The sequence below is a fragment of the Nitrincola nitratireducens genome (assembly GCF_000585235.1).
Taxonomy (GTDB): domain Bacteria; phylum Pseudomonadota; class Gammaproteobacteria; order Pseudomonadales; family Balneatricaceae; genus Nitrincola; species Nitrincola alkalisediminis.
The window spans coordinates 78,911-98,333 of sequence record NZ_AONB01000005.1; the positions used below are offsets into that span (position 1 = coordinate 78,911).

Consider the following 19,423-nt stretch of genomic DNA (forward strand, 5'->3'; position numbering starts at 1 on the left):
TCCAGTGCCTCAGATCAGGTAAACTATACACTTAATTTCCCGCTGTTAATGCCTGCACGAGGCAGGTACCAAAAGAGGCTCGAAATCGACATGCTCGTTCTGCGTGGAGCACCCGCTCTCTCGGCTTTTCGCACGATAAGTTGCTATCCTTGTTACAATCGGTGAATTCATCTGTAACAGGCGTATATGCTGAATATATACACTTTGCAAATACTGAAGCTGCATTGAGCTCAGAAGAGCACAAGGTGCTAGATCAGATTCTGACCTATGGACCTCGGGGTGAAACAGAGGTTCCAGATGGAGATCTGTTTCTTGTTATTCCGCGGCCAGGCACCATTTCACCTTGGTCTAGTAAAGCGACCGATATCGCCCATAACTGCGGGCTTAAGTCGATCCGCCGAATTGAGCGGGGTTTAGCCTACTATATTCATGCTGAAAGTGCACTGAATTCAAATCAGCGAGATCAAATATCTGCCTTGCTGCATGACCGCATGACGCAATCCGTTTTTGCTGCGCTGGACGATGGTCAGCGTTTATTCCGGCAGGAAGCGCCAAGGCCTTTGGCCAGTGTTGACCTTCTTAGTGGTGGTCGAGAAGCACTTTCGCAAGCCAATACAACACTGGGCTTGGCGTTAGCTGAAGATGAAATTGACTATCTTTACAGTAGTTTTGTCGAGCTAAAGCGTAATCCTACGGATGTAGAGTTGATGATGTTTGCTCAAGCAAACTCTGAACACTGCCGCCATAAAATCTTCAACGCAAGTTGGGAAATAGATGGTGAGCTACAAGAGAAGTCGCTCTTCGGGATGATCCGCAATACTAACGAGCAAAGTGGTGATCGTGTATTGTCAGCATACAAAGACAATGCTGCCGTTATTGAGGGCACCACAGCGGGTCGTTTTTATCCAGAGCCACAGACGCTTGAATACGCCTACCATCAAGAGCCTATTCATATATTAATGAAGGTTGAGACGCATAACCATCCCACAGCAATTGCACCCCATCCAGGGGCTGCGACGGGATCCGGTGGTGAGATCCGTGATGAAGGTGCAACGGGTAAAGGTGCAAAACCGAAAGCAGGTTTGACGGGCTTTACGGTATCTGATTTGAAAATACCTGGATTTGAACAGCCTTGGGAGTCTGATTACGGTAAGCCTGAGCGCATCGTGACGCCTCTGGATATCATGATTGAAGGCCCAATTGGTGGTGCTGCATTTAATAATGAGTTTGGTCGTCCGAATTTAACGGGTTACTTCAGAACGTTTGAGCAGCAGGTGCCAGGAGCTGCTGGTGATGAAGTGCGTGGATACCACAAGCCCATCATGATTGCGGGCGGTATGGGTAATATCAAAGCAGAGCATGTTGAAAAAGGGGATATTCCTGTCGGAGCGAAGCTGATCTGCTTAGGCGGGCCTGCGATGTTGATTGGTCTTGGGGGCGGTGCTGCTTCTTCAATGACATCAGGTAGCTCGGCGGAGGATCTGGATTTCGCATCGGTTCAGCGTGAAAACCCAGAGCTGGAGCGTCGCTGTCAAGAAGTGATCGATCGCTGCTGGCAGTTGGCTGACAAAAACCCCATTGCCTTTATTCATGACGTCGGTGCGGGTGGTTTATCCAACGCTTTTCCAGAGCTGGTTAAAGACGGTGGACGTGGTGGGCGTTTTGAGCTGCGCAACATCAATAATGATGAGCCGGGAATGTCGCCATTAGAAATCTGGTGCAATGAAGCGCAAGAGCGGTATGTATTGGCGGTTACGCCCGATCAGCTCGAAACCTTCGAGGCCATTTGTGCTCGTGAGCGTTGCCCATACGCAATTGTGGGTGAAGCAACGGATGAACACCATCTTGTCCTGAACGATCAGCATTTTGAATCGAAACCTGTCGATTTACCAATGAGTATTTTATTTGGTAAACCACCAAAAATGCACCGTAGTGTTCAGCGTTTAGCGTACGACTTGCCAGCATTCGAGACGGATGATATTGAGCTGGAAGAAGCGGTTGAGCGTGTATTAAAGTTACCTGCGGTAGCGTCTAAGTCTTTCCTGATCACTATCGGTGATCGCAGTATTACGGGAATGGTGGCAAGAGATCAGATGGTTGGGCCTTGGCAGGTTCCAGTTGCTGACTGCGCCGTGACGGCTGCAGCTTATGACACCTATGCTGGTGAGGCAATGGCAATGGGTGAGCGTACACCTTTGGCCTTGATTGATGCACCTGCTTCAGCTCGGATTGCCATCGGCGAGACTCTGACTAACCTGGCTGCGGCTCGCATAGACGATATTTCGGATATTAAGTTATCAGCTAACTGGATGTGTGCAGCAGGGCATCCAGGCGAAGATGAAAAACTTTTTGATGCCGTTGCCGCCGTGGGTATGGATTTATGCCCTGCGTTGGGAATCACCATTCCAGTCGGTAAAGACTCTATGTCAATGCGTACTGTTTGGACGGAAGACGGTGAAAATAAGAGCGTAACGGCTCCGATGTCATTAATTATTTCAGGCTTTGCGCCTGTGGTTGACATACGCAAAACATTAACGCCTCAGTTGAAAACAGATCAAGGCGAAACGGATCTGATTTTGATTGACTTGGGTGCTGGCAAAAATCGTTTAGGTTTGTCTGCATTGGCGCAAGTCTATAATCAAGTGGGACAAGATGCGCCGGATGTGGATGATCCATATTTGCTGGCGTCTTTCTTTGCTGCCATTCAAGAGCTTAACGAGCAAGGTGTGTTGTTGGCTTATCATGACCGTTCAGACGGTGGTGTGTTTGTTACCTTGGTTGAAATGGCGTTTGCTGGGCGTTGTGGTTTAGATATTAGCTTGGATATGTTGGCTTCAGAGCAGAATGAAATTGTTCGCTCACTCTTTGCTGAAGAGTTGGGTGCGGTAATTCAGGTTCGCCGTTCTGATGTTGAGATGGTGCTCACTGAGCTGACGGCAGCCGGTTTGGGCGATCTTGTCAGTGTGATCGGTAACATTAACGATGATGACCAGATCAATCTTTATTTTGATGAAGAAGAGATTTTCAGTGAATCTCGTTCAATGCTGCAAAGCTATTGGGCTGAAACCTCGTATCAGATTCAAATGTTGAGAGACAACCCTGAGTGTGCTCAGCAGGAATTTGATCGCATTCTTGATCGAAATGATCCGGGTCTGCATGCGTCTTTGAGCTATGCCATTGATGAAGATGTAGCGGCGCCCTTTATTGCAAAGGGTGTTCGTCCTAAGGTTGCCATCCTGCGTGAGCAGGGGGTTAATGGTCAAGTCGAAATGGCTGCCGCGTTTGAGCGTGCAGGTTTTGCGGCACTTGATGTCCATATGAGTGATATTCTAGCGGGGCGTATTTCGTTAGAGGCCTTCCAGGGAGTTGTTGCCTGTGGTGGTTTCTCCTATGGAGATGTGTTGGGCGCTGGAGAGGGGTGGGCAAAGTCTATTTTGTTCAACTCGTTGGCGCGTGATCAGTTCAGTGCATTTTTTGAAAGACGTGATAGTTTTGCGTTGGGCGTGTGTAATGGCTGTCAGATGATGTCGAATTTGCATAGCCTTATTCCAGGTGCCGAACGTTGGCCGCGTTTTGTGCGTAATCGCTCGGAGCAGTTTGAAGCGCGCGTTGCGATGGTTGAAGTTCAACAGAATGCCTCAATTTTCTTGCAAGGAATGTCAGGATCGCGGATGCCAATCGCGATTGCGCATGGTGAGGGGCGTGCGGAGTTTAGAGATGATCAGCATCTCACTGCCTTGTCTCAATCGGCGGATATCGCGTTGCGTTATGTTGATAACTACGGAAAAGTGACTGAGAGTTATCCAGCAAACCCGAATGGATCTCCATTGGGTATCGCAGGGGTAACAACACCGGATGGACGTGTCACGATTATGATGCCTCATCCTGAACGTGTGTTTAGAGCTGTCCAGAACTCTTGGTATCCAAGTGATTGGAGCGAAGATGGTAGTTGGATGCGGATGTTCCGTAACGCCAGAGTGTTTGTTGGTTAATTGTTGATGGCCCTGCTGCCTGTGGTGGCGGGGTTGTTCTTTAATTTGGTCAATGACAGGCAATAAAAAAGCCACTTTAAAAGTGGCTTTTTTGTGTCAGCGAATCATTATTGACCGCGACGAGTGCCTTTGATTTCAACGTCTACACGACGGTCAGGGCGCAAGCACGCAATCAATTCAGCGCCACGGCCAGAGCAGTTAGCAACTGGTGAGCGGCTACCCATTGAGCTGGTAGACATCAAGTTTCTGTTTACGCCAGCGTTCGCAAGCGCAGCAGCAACTGCATCTGCACGACGTTGAGATAGACGGTCATTGTAAGCCATGTTACCGATACGGTCAGCGTGACCTGTTAGGCTGATGCTTTCAACAGTTGCCAAAGAACCAATGTGGTTAACAATCGTAGAGATGTCACCTACACGGGTGCTGTCGAAATCGAAGTAAAGTGCGAATTTACGATCGATTTCAGCAACTTCTGGAGCTGGTGCTGGAGCAGGAGCTGGCGCTGGAGCGGGTTCCGCTTGAGCTACATAACCTGCACAGCCTGGAACCGCTTTTTCAGGGGTCCAAGAAGAGGTTTGCCAGCACTCGCCGAAGCTGGTGCGCCATACAGTGTCGCTGGAGTTAGCAGCATAACCAGGAACCTGAGCCTGAGCGGCAGAGAAGCCGAGAGTCATGGCCAGGCCTGCAGCAATTGCAATTTTCTTCATCATCATTTCCTTGTGCCAGGTTGGATGTTGGTCTTTTTAATTAATTGTCAAAGCCTATTAAAGCCCATTATACCTTAACCTAAGGTAAACAGCCTGTCAGGCAGTCTAAAAGGTATGGTTAAGATTTACACAAGTAAGTATAACAGATCCTGCGGGGATCAGGGCAATACCTTCTTGAAGGGTTTAACCAAAACTCTTTTATACACCCCTGCAGCAAAGTATGGATCGTCATCGGCCCATGATTTTGCTGCTTGTAACGAAGCGAACTCCGCTACGATTAGACTTCCAGAGAAGCCTGCCGGGCCGGGCTCTTCACTGTCATTGACAGGATGCGGACCAGCGATTAATAGTCTGCCCTCAGAACTCAGTACCTTTAAACGCTCTAAGTGAGCGGGTCTGGCCTTCATTCGGGCATCGAGGCTGTTATCCACATCCTCTGCTATTATTGCATAATACATTAGACATCTCTCCTGTTTAAGTATTTGTCAGCAATTTTTATTCAAAAATAAGTATTTTATGCCATGCTCGGGTCTATCATCATCCCTTTATTGACATGATTGCAATATATTACCCAATTCACGTTACACTTAATGTACAGCATTTGAGGTTTGTTTCTATTACATACCTATGGAATGGCGCTCCTTTTGAGCTTAATCCTTTTGCTTGGAGGGACATATGATTCACTATGATTTGCATTTGCACAGTCGTGCATCGGATGGAGCCTTAGCTCCTGCTGAACTGGTCAGCTTGTGTGCCGCTAATGGTGTGCAGGTGATGGCTTTGACGGATCACGATACATTCGCGGGAATTAATGAGGCGAGGTTGGCCGCTGAGCAGATTGGCCTTAATTTAATTGTGGGAACTGAGTTGACCTGTTTATGGAATCGTCGCTCAATTCATATATTGGGGTTGGGATTGGATGATGCTTTTGAGGGAGTGAAAGACTATCAAGCAGAGTTGTTTTGTTTGAGGCAGGAAAGGGCAGCGCGTATCTCCGAGCGCTTAATCAAAAAAGGTGTAGATGTGTCTATATTTGACTTGGCTATGCGTTATTCAGAAGGAGGGCAGATAGGGCGCCCTCATTTTGCTAAAGCGCTGGTTAAGCTAAGAAATGTTAAAACATTGCAGGAAGCGTTTGATCACTATTTGGGGCAAAACAAAGTTGGAGATGTGAAAGCATTGTGGCCTGATTTGAGGCGTTCTGTTGAGTTTATTCGCCAGGCGGGTGGTATTGCTGTTATAGCTCATCCCACTAAGTACAAAATGACATTTACGAAGTTGAGAGAGTTGGTGGCTGACTTTAAAAAAGTAGGCGGAGAGGGAATAGAAGTGGGTTATCCTGGTTTGAATCCGGATCAGGGGCGTGAATTGATTAAGCTGGCGACTCAGCAGGATTTGTTGATGTCGGCGGGGAGTGATTTTCATAATTCATTTAATGCTTGGACATTGCCGGGGCGTTTTCCTGCATTAGAGGTTAATGAACAGCATGTTTTGAATCGTTTGCTGTTATAATTAGATTCATTATGGGCTGTTTTTTATCCTAAAGGGGATGATCTGTGAGTCAATTGTTTCAAATACACCCTGACAATCCGCAAAAGCGTTTGGTTGCTCAGGCCGTAGAAATTCTTAAGAAGGGTGGCGTTATTGTTTACCCTACGGACTGCGCGTATGCCTTGGGTTGCTGTCTTGGCGATAAGCAGGCGATGGAAAGAATTAAGCAAATACGTCAGTTGGATGATAAGCATAACTTTACCCTAGTGTGTAGTGATCTATCGGTTATATCAACGTACGCTAAGGTTGATAACAGTGTTTATCGTTTGCTTAAAGCGCATACGCCCGGTGCTTATACATTTATTCTGAATGCGACAAGCGAAGTGCCGAGAAGGCTGTTGCATCCTAAACGTCGTACTATTGGTATACGCGTTCCGGCCAATAATATTGTCACAGAGTTGCTGAAAGAATTGGGTGAACCGATTATGAGCACATCTTTAATGCTTCCTGGCGAGGAAATGCCATTGACAGATCCCTACGATATTCGCGAATCACTGCAGCATCATGTTGATCTTGTCATAGATGGAGGGTTTTGTGGTATGGAGGCAACAACGGTCGTTAATTTAGTCAATGATGTGCCTGAGGTGGTTAGAGTGGGTGCAGGTGATGTTTCTTTTTTTAATTAAGGCCTGAGCTACTTATACATTTTTTAATTGCGCTATATAATATACCAGTCTGTAACTCTAAAAGTCTTTTAAAGGAAGCACTATGTCTGATTTTATTAAAAACCTGACGCGTAAAAATTCTCTAAGAAAACAATGTCAAGAGCTGTCTCTGCTTGAAATTGAAAAGGTTTTAGGAGACCTTAACGAAATTTATACTGAGCGTAAGGAAGAGGAAGCTAAGCGCGAAGCTGAAGAGAAAGCACGCGTTGAAAAAATCGAACAAATCCGTTTGGCGATGAAAGAAGCAGGTATTGATCTAAACGATCTTGCTGACTTGGTTGAGTCAACTCCGCGTAAAAGTGTAAAAGCTAAATACGTTATTACAGATGACGAAGGCAAAGTGCATGAGTGGTCTGGACGTGGTCGTACACCTGTTATATTCCAAGAATACATGGATGCAAAAGGCATCTCTAAAGAAAATCTTCCAACTGTTGATTAATAATCAAATAGTTGAACAATTAAGGTAGCGTCAGTGGAAAACGAAAAGTTACAAAAAGTATTGGCGCGCTCCGGTTTTGGCTCACGTCGTGAGATGGAGCGTTGGATAGAAGAAAAAAGGCTTACAATTAATGATTCGCTTGCCACGCTTGGTGATCGAGTCGGGCCTTCGGATAAAGTAACCCTGGATGGCCGTAAGATTGACTTGATTTTTTCAGGTCATGTTCCGCGTCGCGTATTGATTTACAATAAGCCGTTGGGTGAGGTGTGTACACGTCATGACCCTGAAGGGCGTCCCACCGTCTTTGATTCCTTGCCTCCTCTTAAGCAAGGGCGTTGGATTGTGGTCGGCCGTTTGGATATCAATACCACGGGGTTGTTAATTTTTACAACCGATGGTGAGTTGGCAAATCTGTTGATGCACCCGTCTGCTCAAATAGATCGTGAGTATGCGGCACGTGTATTAGGCGAAGTCGACGATGACATGTTGGGGCGGTTAAAGCAGGGCGTGTTGTTAGAAGATGGTATGGCTAAGTTCACGGATGTCCGCTTCTTTGACGGAGAGGGGGCGAACAAATGGTTTCACTGTGTGCTGATGGAAGGGCGGAATCGTGAAGTTCGCCGTTTATGGGAATCGCAAGGTGTACAGGTTAACCGTTTGAAGCGTGTCCGGTTTGGTCCAGTTTTTCTTCCCAGTGAAGTAAAGGTTGGAACCTGGCGAGAACTCAGTCAAAAAGAATGCAATATGCTGGCGGCTGAAGTAAATCTTGACGTTGATCGAGTAAAGTTTGTACGCACACCTGCTCAGAAAGATGAGGATGTGCGTCGGTATAAAAATCAAAAAGTCAGGCAGGTTGCCAAGGGTGGTGACCAGAACCGACCAGAGAAGGCTGAGAAGCCTAAGAAGCGGCCTAGGTCTGTAGGTAAACGAGGGGCTGGGCGTTAATTTTTAGCTCGGTGTTTGGAGCACAAGGATAGAATTATCCTTGTGCATCCATTGATTGACCGTGAACATCTTTGCTGTCTGGCCCCATTAAATATAAGTAAAGTGGCATGATATCAGCGGGTGTTGGATTTTTTTCAGGTGATTCTGCAGGGTACGCGTAGGCCCTCATCTGAGTACGAGTGGCGCCAGGATTGATCGCATTGACTCGTATGTTGTCTACATTGTCTAACTCGTCAGCCAGTACCTGCATCATTCCTTCAGTGGCGAATTTCGAAACCGCATAAGCACCCCAGTAAGCTTTGCCTTTGCGACCAACGCTAGAGGTGGTGAAGATGATCGATGCATCTTCGGATGCTTGAAGCAGAGGCATCAGTGTCTGCGTGAGCATGAAGGGAGCATTTACGTTGACCTGCATGACTTGTTGCCAGATGATAGGATCGTAATTTTCTAAAGGTGTTCTGACCCCGAGTATAGAGGCGTTATGCAGAATGCCATCAAGTCGTCCAAACTCTTGATGCAGTGTATTGCATAACTCTATATAGTCATGTTCCGTTGCAACATCTAAATTGAGCGGTACGATTGCGGCTTGTGGGTATCCAGCTGCCTCGAGCTCATCATAGAGCTTTTCAAGCTTCTCTTGTGTTTTTCCTAGCAGAATAACCGTGGCACCGTGGGCAGCGTATTGGCGAGCAGCTTCTTTACCAATACCATCCCCAGCACCTGTAACCAAGATGATCTTATCTTTCAGTAAATCTGAGGGAGCGTTGTAAGTAAACATAATGTTCTGACTTCCAGCTTTATATTCAGTAAGTATTCTTTCATATAGAGTATGAAGATAGTCTAAATGATTTATATTGATTGTAGCAGTGGTAAAAGCTCTGTGGCGTGATCAACTTTAAAATGGCTTGACCACTCATCAATAGACTCATCGATGGCTAAATAACCAAAACCTGCCGCGATGGTTGTCATGCCAGCCGCATGCCCTGCTTGAATGTCCCGAATATGGTCACCGACGTAGAGGGTTGTCTGAGGGGTGACGTTCATATGTTGCATGCCAATAGTAATCCTTCAGGAGATGGTTTGCTTACTGTGACATCCTCAGGGCATATAATAGATGCACAGCGTTGGCTTAAGTGAAGTTCGTGTAAAATTTTATGGGTGAAGCGGGCGGGTTTATTTGTTACCACGCCCCAAAGGATGCGTTCTTGATCCAGCCATTCAAGCAGTTCGTTAAAGCCTGCGAATAAGGTGGAGTGTAATGCGGGTTGTTTTTCATACTCGCTCAAGAGTTCAGCGAGTAAGTCATTAAACTCTGGGTGTTCAGGCTCAATGTTAAATGCCGTTTGAATGACGGCTTTCCCCCCGTTGGAAACAGATCTGCGAAGGGTGTCGTAATCTAGTGTAGAGGAGAGATTGCGTGCTTGTCTCATCTGTGTGGCTAGATGATAAAAATCAGGGGCGCTATCCACCAGTGTGCCATCTAAATCAAAGAGAACGGCATTGAAAGATCTCATGCTTGCTCCGCTTTTTGTGTGGCCATCATGTAGTTAACATCAACATCTTTGGGTTCGAGTCGATATTTTTGTGTGAGTGGATTGTAGACCAGTCCGGTCATTTCGATGACGCGAAGTTGATTGTCTCGGACCCATTGAGCCAGTTCGGACGGTTTAATGAATTTTGAAAACTCATGAGTGCCCGCTGGGACTAGTTTAAGGAGTCGTTCGGCTGCAAGAATAGCGAAAGCGTAGCTCTTGGGGTTGCGGTTGAGTGTGGATAGGAATAAATGACCACCGGGCTTGACCATGCGGGCGCAGGCTTGAATGACTGAAGCGGGGTTTGGTACGTGTTCAATCATTTCCATGCAGGTTACGATGTCAAATTGTTCTGCATTGCTTTCAGCCATCTCTTCCGCTGTGATTTTTTGATAGCTCACTTTAACACCGCTTTCGAGTCCATGAAGTTTTGCAACTTTAAGCGGAGCTTCGCCCATGTCAATGCCTGTTACATGAGCGCCACGTCTTGCCATGGCTTCCGATAAAATGCCCCCTCCACAGCCTACATCCAACACTTTTTTTCCAGACAGTTGGCCTATGCGATCAATAAAGCCCACCCGCAACGGATTGATGTCGTGTAAGGCTTAAATTCACTGTTTGTATCCCACCAGCGACTGGCCAGTTCTTCAAATTTAGCGATCTCGGCAGGGTCTATGTTGAGTGAACGGGTGTTGCTCATGAGAAGTCTCTTTTAAATACTTAATTTAACCTAATTCTAACACTCATAGCAGAGGTGAGTCAGCGTGTGTTTATGGTACAATACTGCGTTGATGAATTACCGTAATTACGGTGTGTAAGCATACCGAATCAAGGAACACTGAGCGAATGGGTGATCTAGCGAAAGAAGTCCTGCCAGTTAATATCGAAGATGAGCTTAAGCAGTCTTATCTCGACTATGCCATGAGCGTGATCGTAGGGCGAGCCCTACCTGATGTGCGCGATGGCTTAAAGCCTGTTCATCGTCGTGTATTGTTTGCGATGAACGAGCTGGGCAATGACTGGAATAAACCGTATAAAAAATCAGCCCGTGTGGTGGGTGACGTTATTGGTAAATACCATCCTCACGGAGACAGTGCTGTCTACGATACAATTGTTCGTATGGCACAAAATTTTTCGATGCGTGCAACGCTGGTTGATGGACAAGGTAACTTTGGATCCGTCGATGGTGATAGCGCCGCGGCAATGCGTTATACCGAAATTCGAATGGATAAGATTTCGCATGAGCTCTTAGCGGATCTTGATAAAGAAACCGTCGATTTTGTGGATAACTATGATGGTACGGAGCGTATTCCGGCTGTTTTGCCAACACGAGTCCCTAATCTTTTAGTGAATGGCTCGTCAGGTATTGCGGTGGGAATGGCAACGAACATCCCCCCTCATAACCTGTCTGAAGTGGTTAAAGCCTGTTTAGCGCTGATTGATAATCCTGAGCTAACCGTCGATGAGCTAATGGAATACATTCCAGGCCCTGACTTTCCAACGGGAGGCATCATTAATGGTCGTGCGGGGATTTTGCAAGCCTATCGTACGGGGCGTGGTCGAATTTATGTTCGTGCGCGCCACCATGTTGAAGACAATCCCCGTAATGGTCGCCCCATGCTGGTCATTACCGAGATACCCTATCAGCTCAACAAAGCGCGTACCATCGAAAAAATTGCTGAGTTAGTAAAAGAGAAAAAGATCGAAGGTATCAGCGAGCTTCGCGACGAGTCTGACAAAGACGGAATGCGTATTGCCATTGAGTTGCGTCGCGGTGAAGTGGCTGAAGTGATTATCAATAACCTGTTTTCTCAAACGCAGTTGCAAAGTGTGTTTGGGATTAACATGGTTGCGCTGGTTGATGGACAGCCAAAAACCTTAGATTTAAAGTCAATTCTTGAATGCTTCATCCTGCACCGCCGTGAAGTGGTGACGCGTCGTAGCGTTTACGAATTGCGAAAAGCGCGTGAGCGTGCGCATGTCCTTGAAGGATTGGCCATTGCCCTTGCGAATATAGATCCTGTTATACAGCTGATTAAAGAGTCTCCTTCTCCAGCTGAAGCCCGTGAACGACTGATTGCCAAGCCATGGTTGCCGGGTAACGTTCTCGATATGCTTGAGCGCGCTGGCGAAAATGCTTGTCGTCCTGATGACTTAGCGCCTGAATTTGGCATGCGCGATGGGCAGTATTATTTATCGCCCGTTCAGGCTCAAGCTATTCTTGATTTGCGTTTGCATCGCTTAACGGGTTTGGAGCACGAAAAGCTAATCGCTGAATATCAAGGACTTGTTGATAAAATCGCCGAGCTTTTACATATTTTGGGCTCTCGTGAGCGCTTGATGGAAATTATTCGAGAAGAGCTCGAAGCCATCGAAAGTGAATACTCAGATCCACGTCGTACCGAAATTATGGCATCGCAGCAGGATTTAACCCATGCTGATTTAATTACGGAAGAGGACATGGTCTTGACTGTGTCTCATAACGGTTATGCGAAAACTCAGCCGATCACGGATTATCAATCTCAGCGTCGTGGCGGTAAGGGTAAGTCAGCAACGGCGATGAAGGATGAAGACTTCATAGAGCATCTTTTAATTGCCAACACGCACGATACCGTCTTGTGCTTTACCAATAAAGGTAAGGTGTATTGGCTCAAAGTGTATGAAATTCCACCTGCGAGCCGTGCATCACGTGGTCGCCCGATGATTAATATTCTTCCGTTAGACGAAGATGAATGTATTACAACCCTTCTGCCAGTGAAAGAGTTTGACGAAAATCGTTATATTTTCATGGCAACCGCGATGGGTACGGTAAAGAAAACGCCTTTGCAAAGCTTTGCACGTCCGAGAAGCACTGGATTAATTGCTTTGGACACGGTAGATGGCGATCGCTTAATTGGAGCATCGATTACCAATGGCAATGACGATGTCATGTTGGTTACAAGTGCCGGTAAGGCCGTTCGCTTTAATGAGCAAGATGTACGTCCTATGGGTCGAACGGCCCGTGGTGTCCGCGGCGTAAAAATGAACGAAGACACTAGGGTTATTTCTCTTATTATTCCGCAAGAAGGGGGGAATGTACTGACGGCTTCTGAAAAAGGCTATGGTAAGCAAACCGCCGTTGAAGATTTCCCACTGCGTGGGCGTGGCGGTCAAGGCGTTATTGCAATGCAATGCACGGATCGTAACGGAGCCTTAGCCGGTGCTGTTCAAGTATTTGCTGGTGATGGCATGATGCTCATCAGCGATAAAGGAACACTTGTACGTACGCGCACAGATGAAATATCGGTGCTAGGACGCAACACGCAAGGCGTTATGCTGATACGTTTATCTGACGAAGAGAAGCTGGTGGGTATTGCTCGGATAGAAGAGCCAGAGGATGAGCAATCGGATTCTGATACACTTGTCACCGCTTCGGATGATCATGTTCATACTGATTCTGATGTATCTGAGGATCAAGATGTCTCCGATGATCAAGATATAGAGTAATAGGCTTACTTTAACCCTTTCAAGGCAGCCGTTCGCTGCCTTGGATTTATAGACCGGAAATGAGTCATGACGCGCAAGTATAATTTCAGTGCAGGACCCGCTGCGCTGCCGGATGAAGTGCTCAAACAAGCTCAGGAAGAAATGTCGGATTGGCAGGGCAAAGGCCTGTCTATTATGGAAATGAGTCATCGTAGCGATGAGTTCGTATCAGTGGCTGAGCAGGCTGAACAAGACCTGCGTGATCTGATGCAAATTCCAGCCAATTACAACGTCTTATTTTTACAAGGTGGAGCAACGAGCCAGTTCGCGATGTTGCCAATGAACCTGTTGAGAGGTCATACGTCCGCCGATTACATTAATACGGGTATCTGGTCTAAAAAAGCCATTGCTGAGGCGTCTCGTTATTGTGACGTTAACATTGCTGCAACCACAGAATCTGATAAGTTCTGCAGTGCACCTACTCAAGAAGATTTGGTGTTAAACCCCAATTCTGCGTATGTTCATTACACCAGTAATGAAACTATCGGTGGTGTTCAGTTTGATTATGTTCCCCAAACAGGTGACGTGCCCCTAGTGGTTGATATGTCGTCAGATATTTTGTCTCAACCGATTGATGTGAATCAGTTTGGATTAATTTATGCTGGCGCACAAAAGAATATAGGTCCTGCAGGTTTAACTGTTGTCATTGTGCGTGAAGATCTTTTGGGAAATCCTTTAGCGTCAACCCCTTCAATGTACGACTATAAAGTGCATGCCGAGGCGGGATCGATGCACAATACGCCACCTACGTTTGCTTGGTATCTTGCTGGACTGGTTTTTAAATGGTTGAAAGCGAAAGGAGGGGTTGAAACCCTCGCTGCAATTAACCTGCGAAAAGCAGCCAAGCTCTATGCTGCAATTGATCAAAGTGATTTTTATGGGAACCCCGTAGCGATTCGCAATCGCTCAATCATGAATGTTCCATTTACGTTAGCCGATGCGCGACTTGAAAGCGCGTTTTTAAGTCAAGCGGAAGCCGCAGGTTTAGTCAACTTGCAAGGGCATCGCTCGGTCGGTGGCATGAGAGCAAGCTTGTATAATGCAGTGCCTGAAGCCGCCGTAGATGCGCTGATTGAATTTATGGTTCAATTTGAAAAAGAAAACGCATGAGTGGTCAACAGGTATAACCGATGACAAAACCAAATACGCTCAACGAGCAAGAGCAAGCACTGCGTGTATTGCGAGACCAGATAGACGATATTGACATGAATATTCAGCGCTTGATTAATCAACGTGCTGAGTGCGCAGGCAAGGTTGCCGACGTTAAACAGCGCTACGGTCAGTCAGAGTCTCCTGTTTTCTACCGCCCTGAACGTGAAGCTCAGGTGCTTAGACGTGTGATGGAGCGTAATACGGGGCCGCTTCCGGATCACGAAATGGCAAGGCTGTTTCGAGAAATCATGTCATCGTGTTTGGCGCTTGAGCAGCCTGTAAAAGTTGCCTTTATGGGGCCGGAAAATAATTATGCTGAGCAGGCGGTACGTAAACACTTTGGTTTATCGGCTCAGAGCGTTGCATTTGCAAGCTTAGAGCAGGTATTTAAAGCGGTTATGGACGCCAGTTGTCATTATGCTGTCCTTCCGATTGAGTCTCCCCAAGAAGGTTTAGTAAGTCATACGCTCGATCTGTTGAATCAATACGACGTGTTTATTTGTGGTGAGGTCGAGTTGCAGCTCGGGGGAGACGCTTTGTCATCGACTTTTGAAACACGCTTTCTCGTGCTAGGTCGTCAGCAGGTTGCCCCCAGTGGATGTGATAAAACCTCAATCTTGATTCGCTCAGAAGACGATCGTCCTGGTGCGCTGTATAGTTTGTTGGAGCCTTTCCGAAAGCGGGGGATCAGTTTGACCCGTTTAGAAACACGTTCCAATACTGGTGCACGCCCGGTATCGCTGTTTTATATGGACTTTGAAGGGCATCGAGATGATGAGACTGTGGCTGAGGTTCTTGCAGAGCTACAGTCGACCCCTTTGATACTTAAAATATTGGGCTCATACCCACAAGCGGTTCTTTAAGGTAGAACCTAGAGGTGAATAAATGTCGTGTGATTATGTGGCATTAGCCAATAGCGGAGTTCAGCAACTCAAGCCTTATCAAGCGGGTAAGCCGATTGAAGAATTAGAACGAGAGCTTGGAATTTGCAATATTATTAAGTTGGCGAGCAATGAAAACCCACTAGGACCATCACCCAAGGCAATTGCCGCTATTCAGCAAGAACTAGCGGAATTGACTCGCTACCCTGATAGCAATGGTCATCAGCTTAAACAAGCAATATCTCGGAATTTTGATCTTGATCCGGCACAAATTACGCTAGGCAATGGTTCAAATGATTTATTGGAGTTGATTACTCGCACCTTTTTGAATTCTACAAATGAGGCTGTGTATTCAGAGTTTGCTTTTGTCGTGTATCCCTTGGTTGTGCAAGCGGTAGGTGCGAAAAGTGTTGTTGCGCCTGCAAAAGAGTTTGGGCATAACCTTCAAGCGATTTCAGAAGCCATTTCTGACAAGACGCGTCTTATTTTTATTGCCAATCCAAACAATCCCACAGGTACCGTAATTGCGAAGGATGAGTTATGCGCCTTCTTGGATAGCATACCTGCGGATATACTCGTTGTGTTGGATGAAGCCTACAGCGAGTATGCGATGGATGATGCAATGCCGAATGGATTGGCGTTGGTAAAACACTACCCTAACTTAATAGTGACACGTACCTTCTCTAAAGCCTATGGATTGGCAGCATTGCGTGTTGGGTTTGCTGTGTCAAATCCGGTTATAACCGATTTGTTGAATCGTGTTCGTCAGCCGTTTAATGTGAATAGTTTTGCAATGGCGGCGGCCGTGGCATGTCTGAATGATACGGACTATTTAGCACAGACGGTGGCGTTAAATGCACAGGGAATGCAGCAATTAACCAAAGGCATTCAACAAATGGGTTTGGGGTATATCCCATCCAAGGCCAATTTTATCACGATTGACATGGGCGAAGATGCATTGCCGATTTATCAAAAGCTCTTGCATGAGGGTGTGATTGTGCGGCCGCTTGGTGTGTACAACCTGCCCAATCACCTAAGAGTGACGATTGGTACAGAGTCAGAAAATACTCGCTTCCTTCTTGCGCTAAAAAAGGTTATTCAGTGTTAACCTATACGACACATCGACTTCTTATTATTGGTTTAGGCCTTATCGGAGGCTCCTTTGCTAAGGCCTTAAAGTCGCGAAAAGTAGTGCAGCACGTAGCGGCCTATGACCGTCATCCTCAGGAATGCGATTTAGGCATGCGTCTAGGCGTCATTGATGAGGCCGTAGAGGATTTACCCAGTGCTGTTCAGCAGGCAGATGTAATCGTCTTGGCTGTACCCGTCAAAGCTATGGAGGCCGTTTTAAAAGATATCCAGCCTTTTCTGAGACCTACAACACTCTTAACGGATGTGGGAAGTACGAAAGGGCACTTAGTCCAAGCTGTTCGTCAGGTATTTCAACAGATTCCATCCGGATTCGTACCCGGTCACCCCATTGCGGGTGCTGAAAAAAGTGGTGTGATTGCCGCCGATGCTGACTTATTTGAGCGTCATAAAGTTATTTTAACGCCTCTTCCTGAATCCGATCCAAAAGCGACACTCGAGGTTGCTCGTTTGTGGCAGTCGGTTGGAGCGGAAGTGTTACAGATGGATCCGTATCGCCACGATCAGGTCTTGGCTGCGACCAGTCATTTGCCACATGTGTTGGCCTTCTCACTGGTCGATACATTGGCACATGAAGAAGAGAATCGTGATATTTTTCGCTATGCGGCAGGCGGTTTTCGAGACTTTACACGGATAGCCGCGAGTGATCCGGTGATGTGGCATGATATCTGCCAAGCCAATCGTGATGCTATTCTTAAGCAAATAGATCAGTTTACCTCTGGCGTGGCGCGTTTAAGATCCGCAATAGCGGCAGGCGATAGTCAGGCCATGTTGGGTATTTTTAGTCGTGCTAAAGTCGCAAGAGAACATTTCTCCACCTTGCTTGCTGGCTCCGCTTACTCGGCTAATACTCAGGATATCGATTTGCGTATTGAGCCTGGTAGTCCTTTGTCGGGTCAGGTGACAATACACAGTGATCGGTCAATTTCACACCGGGCAATCATCATAGGTGCGTTATCAGAGGGTGTCACCGATATCGAAGGCTTTTTCGAAGGTGAAGATAGCTTAATGACGATTAAAGCCTTCCGTGAAATGGGAGTCGTTATAGAGGGGCCCCATCAAGGTAGTGTTCGTATTTATGGTGTGGGCTTGCAGGGCCTGCAGCCACCCAAAGGCCCCTTGTACCTTGGCAAGTCTGAAACCTCATTGCAGCTTCTTACCGGGTTATTGGTTGCTCAATCGTTTTCGACAGAGGTTTTCGTTGATGAGGCCTTGAGTCAGCAAAGTTTGTTATCTACCTTGATGTCACTTAGGACGATGGGTGCCAAAATCGACAGTAATGAACAGGGGGGGCCGCCTTTTAGAATATCGCCGTCAATCCTGAAAGGGGCTGAAATTGAACTCCCCCATGCCAGTGCACAAGTAAAGTCGAGCGTATTGTTAGCGGGGCTTTATGCGCAAGGGCAAACCTGCTTAAAAACAAATCGTTTTTGTCGAGATCATACCGAGCGCATGCTAAAAAGCTTTGGCTATCCGTTGAGTGAGAGTGAAGAAGCGGGTGAAGTTAAAACAACAATCAATAGTGCGGGCACATTAACGGCCACAAAAATACGTGTTCCCGGTGATTTTTCGACAGCATTGATGATGATTGCCGCGGCAACCCTCGTGCCTCAATCCTCGTTGACATTGACCGATATCGGTGTGAATCCACACCGAACAAAGCTTTTACCACTCTTATCAAGAATGGGAGCCAATATCCAACTGACCCTGCATAAGGATACAGGGTTTGAACCTGTCGCGGATATACGGGTTACCTACGCTCAATTAAAAGGGCAAGTGTTCACGGCTGAGGATGTGGCCTGTGTGGTCTACGAGTTACCATTTTTAATGGTTTTGGCATTATTCGCAGAGGGGCAAACCCTTATTCATCTGCCAGAAACCTTGTCCGCCAAGGAAAGTGCGTTGATTCTGAGTACCGTCGCCGTTTTACGGGAGCAGGGAGCACAACTTGAGCTAAATGGCTCACAGCTGGTATTAACTCCTTCTGCATTGAAAGGTGGTGAGATTTCAGACGTGTTACCCCCCATCGTTGCCTTTGCGATGATTGTCGCTTCAACAAGAGCGCAACAGGCATTAAGGATTAAACATTCAGCGGCATTGCTAGCGGCGTATCCTGCGTTGGTCGAACAATTAAGGCATGCCGGTATTAGTATTCATAAGGAGTCGGACTAATGTCCTCACTACTACCTCCAGTCATAACAGTAGATGGCCCAAGTGGTTCAGGAAAAGGTACTATTTGTCGTTTGTTAGCCAATGCACTGGTTGGTTATTGTTAGATAGTGGAGCTTTGTATCGCTTGACGGCAGTTGCCGCCCGGCATCATGGTGTATCTTTAGATGATGTCGAGTCCTTACAGGTCATGGCTGCGCATTTGGATGTGCAGTTTTTGTCTGAAAGCACGGATAGCGAGTTGAAAATTATTCTTGAAGGTGAAGAGGTTACACAAACAATTCGCACGGAAGAAGTGGGTGCCGACGCGTCAGTAATAGCCGCATTAGGCCCGGTTAGGCAGGCTTTATTACAGAGACAGCGAGACTTTGCGCAGCTTCCAGGGTTGATTGCAGATGGGCGTGATATGGGGACAGTGGTCTTCCCAGAAGCCCCTTTGAAAATATATCTTGATGCAAGTGCAGAAGAACGTGCAAGCCGACGCTATAACCAGTTGATTAGCAAGGGAGTGAGTGCTAGCCTTGAAGATATATTAATTGATATTAAATCGCGGGACGATCGTGACATGAATCGCACGGTCGCACCTTTAAAACCGGCGCCGGATGCGGTGATTCTGGACACCACCAAAATGACAATTGAGGAGGTGTTAGAGGTGGTGCTGGATGAAGCGAAACACAAAGGGCTGCGTTAAGCAGTACTATTCTGAGGATGCACGG

Annotated in this window: 12 protein-coding genes and 4 pseudogenes; 11 read left to right on the forward strand and 5 right to left on the reverse strand. The window is 46.8% G+C overall.

The window, feature by feature from the left end:
• The first annotated feature begins 90 nt into the window (after positions 1 to 90).
• A pseudogene (gene purL / locus D791_RS06570) lies at positions 91 to 3,992 on the forward strand (phosphoribosylformylglycinamidine synthase).
• Between the two features lie 107 nt (positions 3,993 to 4,099).
• Here the strand turns inward: purL and D791_RS06575 are convergent.
• Both D791_RS06575 and D791_RS06580 read right to left on the reverse strand, forming a co-directional pair.
• Entirely contained in the window at positions 4,100 to 4,699 is a 600-nt protein-coding gene (locus D791_RS06575; RefSeq protein WP_036509407.1) for an OmpA family protein, read from the reverse strand.
• 158 nt (positions 4,700 to 4,857) lie between these two features.
• Complete coding sequence (locus D791_RS06580) at positions 4,858 to 5,157, reverse strand: YciI family protein (RefSeq protein ID WP_036509409.1); 300 nt, start codon at positions 5,155 to 5,157, stop codon at positions 4,858 to 4,860.
• Positions 5,158 to 5,374: 217 nt separating this feature from the next.
• Between D791_RS06580 and D791_RS06585 the strand changes: the two genes are divergently transcribed.
• From D791_RS06585 to rluB, 4 genes are all read left to right on the forward strand, one after another.
• On the forward strand, positions 5,375 to 6,211 hold the full coding sequence (locus tag D791_RS06585) for a PHP domain-containing protein (protein ID WP_036509411.1): 837 nt from the start codon (positions 5,375 to 5,377) through the stop codon (positions 6,209 to 6,211).
• A 44-nt stretch (positions 6,212 to 6,255) separates the two neighbouring features.
• Positions 6,256 to 6,876 (forward strand): L-threonylcarbamoyladenylate synthase, encoded by a 621-nt coding sequence (locus tag D791_RS06590; RefSeq protein ID WP_036509414.1) that lies wholly within the window; start codon positions 6,256 to 6,258, stop codon positions 6,874 to 6,876.
• 82 nt (positions 6,877 to 6,958) lie between these two features.
• A complete protein-coding gene (locus D791_RS06595; protein WP_036509417.1) occupies positions 6,959 to 7,354 on the forward strand; it encodes an H-NS histone family protein in 396 nt (131 codons plus the stop codon).
• A 33-nt stretch (positions 7,355 to 7,387) separates the two neighbouring features.
• Positions 7,388 to 8,299 carry a 23S rRNA pseudouridine(2605) synthase RluB gene (rluB, locus tag D791_RS06600; protein WP_036509419.1) on the forward strand — a complete coding sequence of 304 codons (912 nt, stop codon included), beginning with the start codon at positions 7,388 to 7,390 and terminating at the stop codon, positions 8,297 to 8,299.
• 34 nt (positions 8,300 to 8,333) lie between these two features.
• Here rluB and D791_RS06605 read toward each other — a convergent pair whose 3' ends face one another.
• The 3 genes and pseudogenes from D791_RS06605 to ubiG all read right to left on the reverse strand — a co-directional run bounded on the left by D791_RS06605 (position 8,334) and on the right by ubiG (position 10,531).
• Positions 8,334 to 9,077: a YciK family oxidoreductase gene (locus tag D791_RS06605; RefSeq protein WP_036509421.1), complete on the reverse strand. Its 744-nt coding sequence runs from the start codon at positions 9,075 to 9,077 to the stop codon at positions 8,334 to 8,336.
• Positions 9,078 to 9,148: 71 nt separating this feature from the next.
• Positions 9,149 to 9,813, reverse strand: a pseudogene (locus D791_RS06610) (HAD family hydrolase).
• Positions 9,810 to 10,531, reverse strand: a pseudogene (gene ubiG / locus D791_RS06615) (bifunctional 2-polyprenyl-6-hydroxyphenol methylase/3-demethylubiquinol 3-O-methyltransferase UbiG). The pseudogenes D791_RS06610 and ubiG overlap by 4 nt, the downstream one beginning before the upstream one ends.
• Positions 10,532 to 10,677: 146 nt before the next feature.
• Between ubiG and gyrA the strand changes: the two are divergent.
• The 6 genes and pseudogenes from gyrA to cmk all read left to right on the forward strand — a co-directional run bounded on the left by gyrA (position 10,678) and on the right by cmk (position 19,398).
• Positions 10,678 to 13,317, forward strand: coding sequence for a DNA gyrase subunit A (gene gyrA / locus D791_RS06620; protein ID WP_036509422.1), 2,640 nt, complete (start codon positions 10,678 to 10,680; stop codon positions 13,315 to 13,317).
• Positions 13,318 to 13,383: 66 nt separating this feature from the next.
• The gene (gene serC / locus D791_RS06625) at positions 13,384 to 14,466 is read left to right on the forward strand and encodes a 3-phosphoserine/phosphohydroxythreonine transaminase (RefSeq protein ID WP_036509423.1); all 1,083 of its coding nucleotides are present in this window, start codon (positions 13,384 to 13,386) and stop codon (positions 14,464 to 14,466) included.
• A 20-nt stretch (positions 14,467 to 14,486) separates the two neighbouring features.
• Positions 14,487 to 15,371 carry a chorismate mutase gene (gene pheA, locus D791_RS06630; RefSeq protein ID WP_036509425.1) on the forward strand — a complete coding sequence of 295 codons (885 nt, stop codon included), beginning with the start codon at positions 14,487 to 14,489 and terminating at the stop codon, positions 15,369 to 15,371.
• A gap of 22 nt (positions 15,372 to 15,393) precedes the next feature.
• Positions 15,394 to 16,497 carry a histidinol-phosphate transaminase gene (hisC, locus tag D791_RS06635; protein WP_036509427.1) on the forward strand — a complete coding sequence of 368 codons (1,104 nt, stop codon included), beginning with the start codon at positions 15,394 to 15,396 and terminating at the stop codon, positions 16,495 to 16,497.
• Positions 16,491 to 18,710, forward strand: a complete 2,220-nt coding sequence (locus tag D791_RS06640; RefSeq protein WP_036509430.1) for a prephenate dehydrogenase/arogenate dehydrogenase family protein — start codon at positions 16,491 to 16,493, stop codon at positions 18,708 to 18,710. Before hisC ends, D791_RS06640 begins: the two co-directional genes overlap by 7 nt.
• Positions 18,710 to 19,398, forward strand: a pseudogene (gene cmk / locus D791_RS06645) ((d)CMP kinase). Before D791_RS06640 ends, cmk begins: the two are co-directional and overlap by 1 nt.
• Positions 19,399 to 19,423 lie beyond the last annotated feature (25 nt).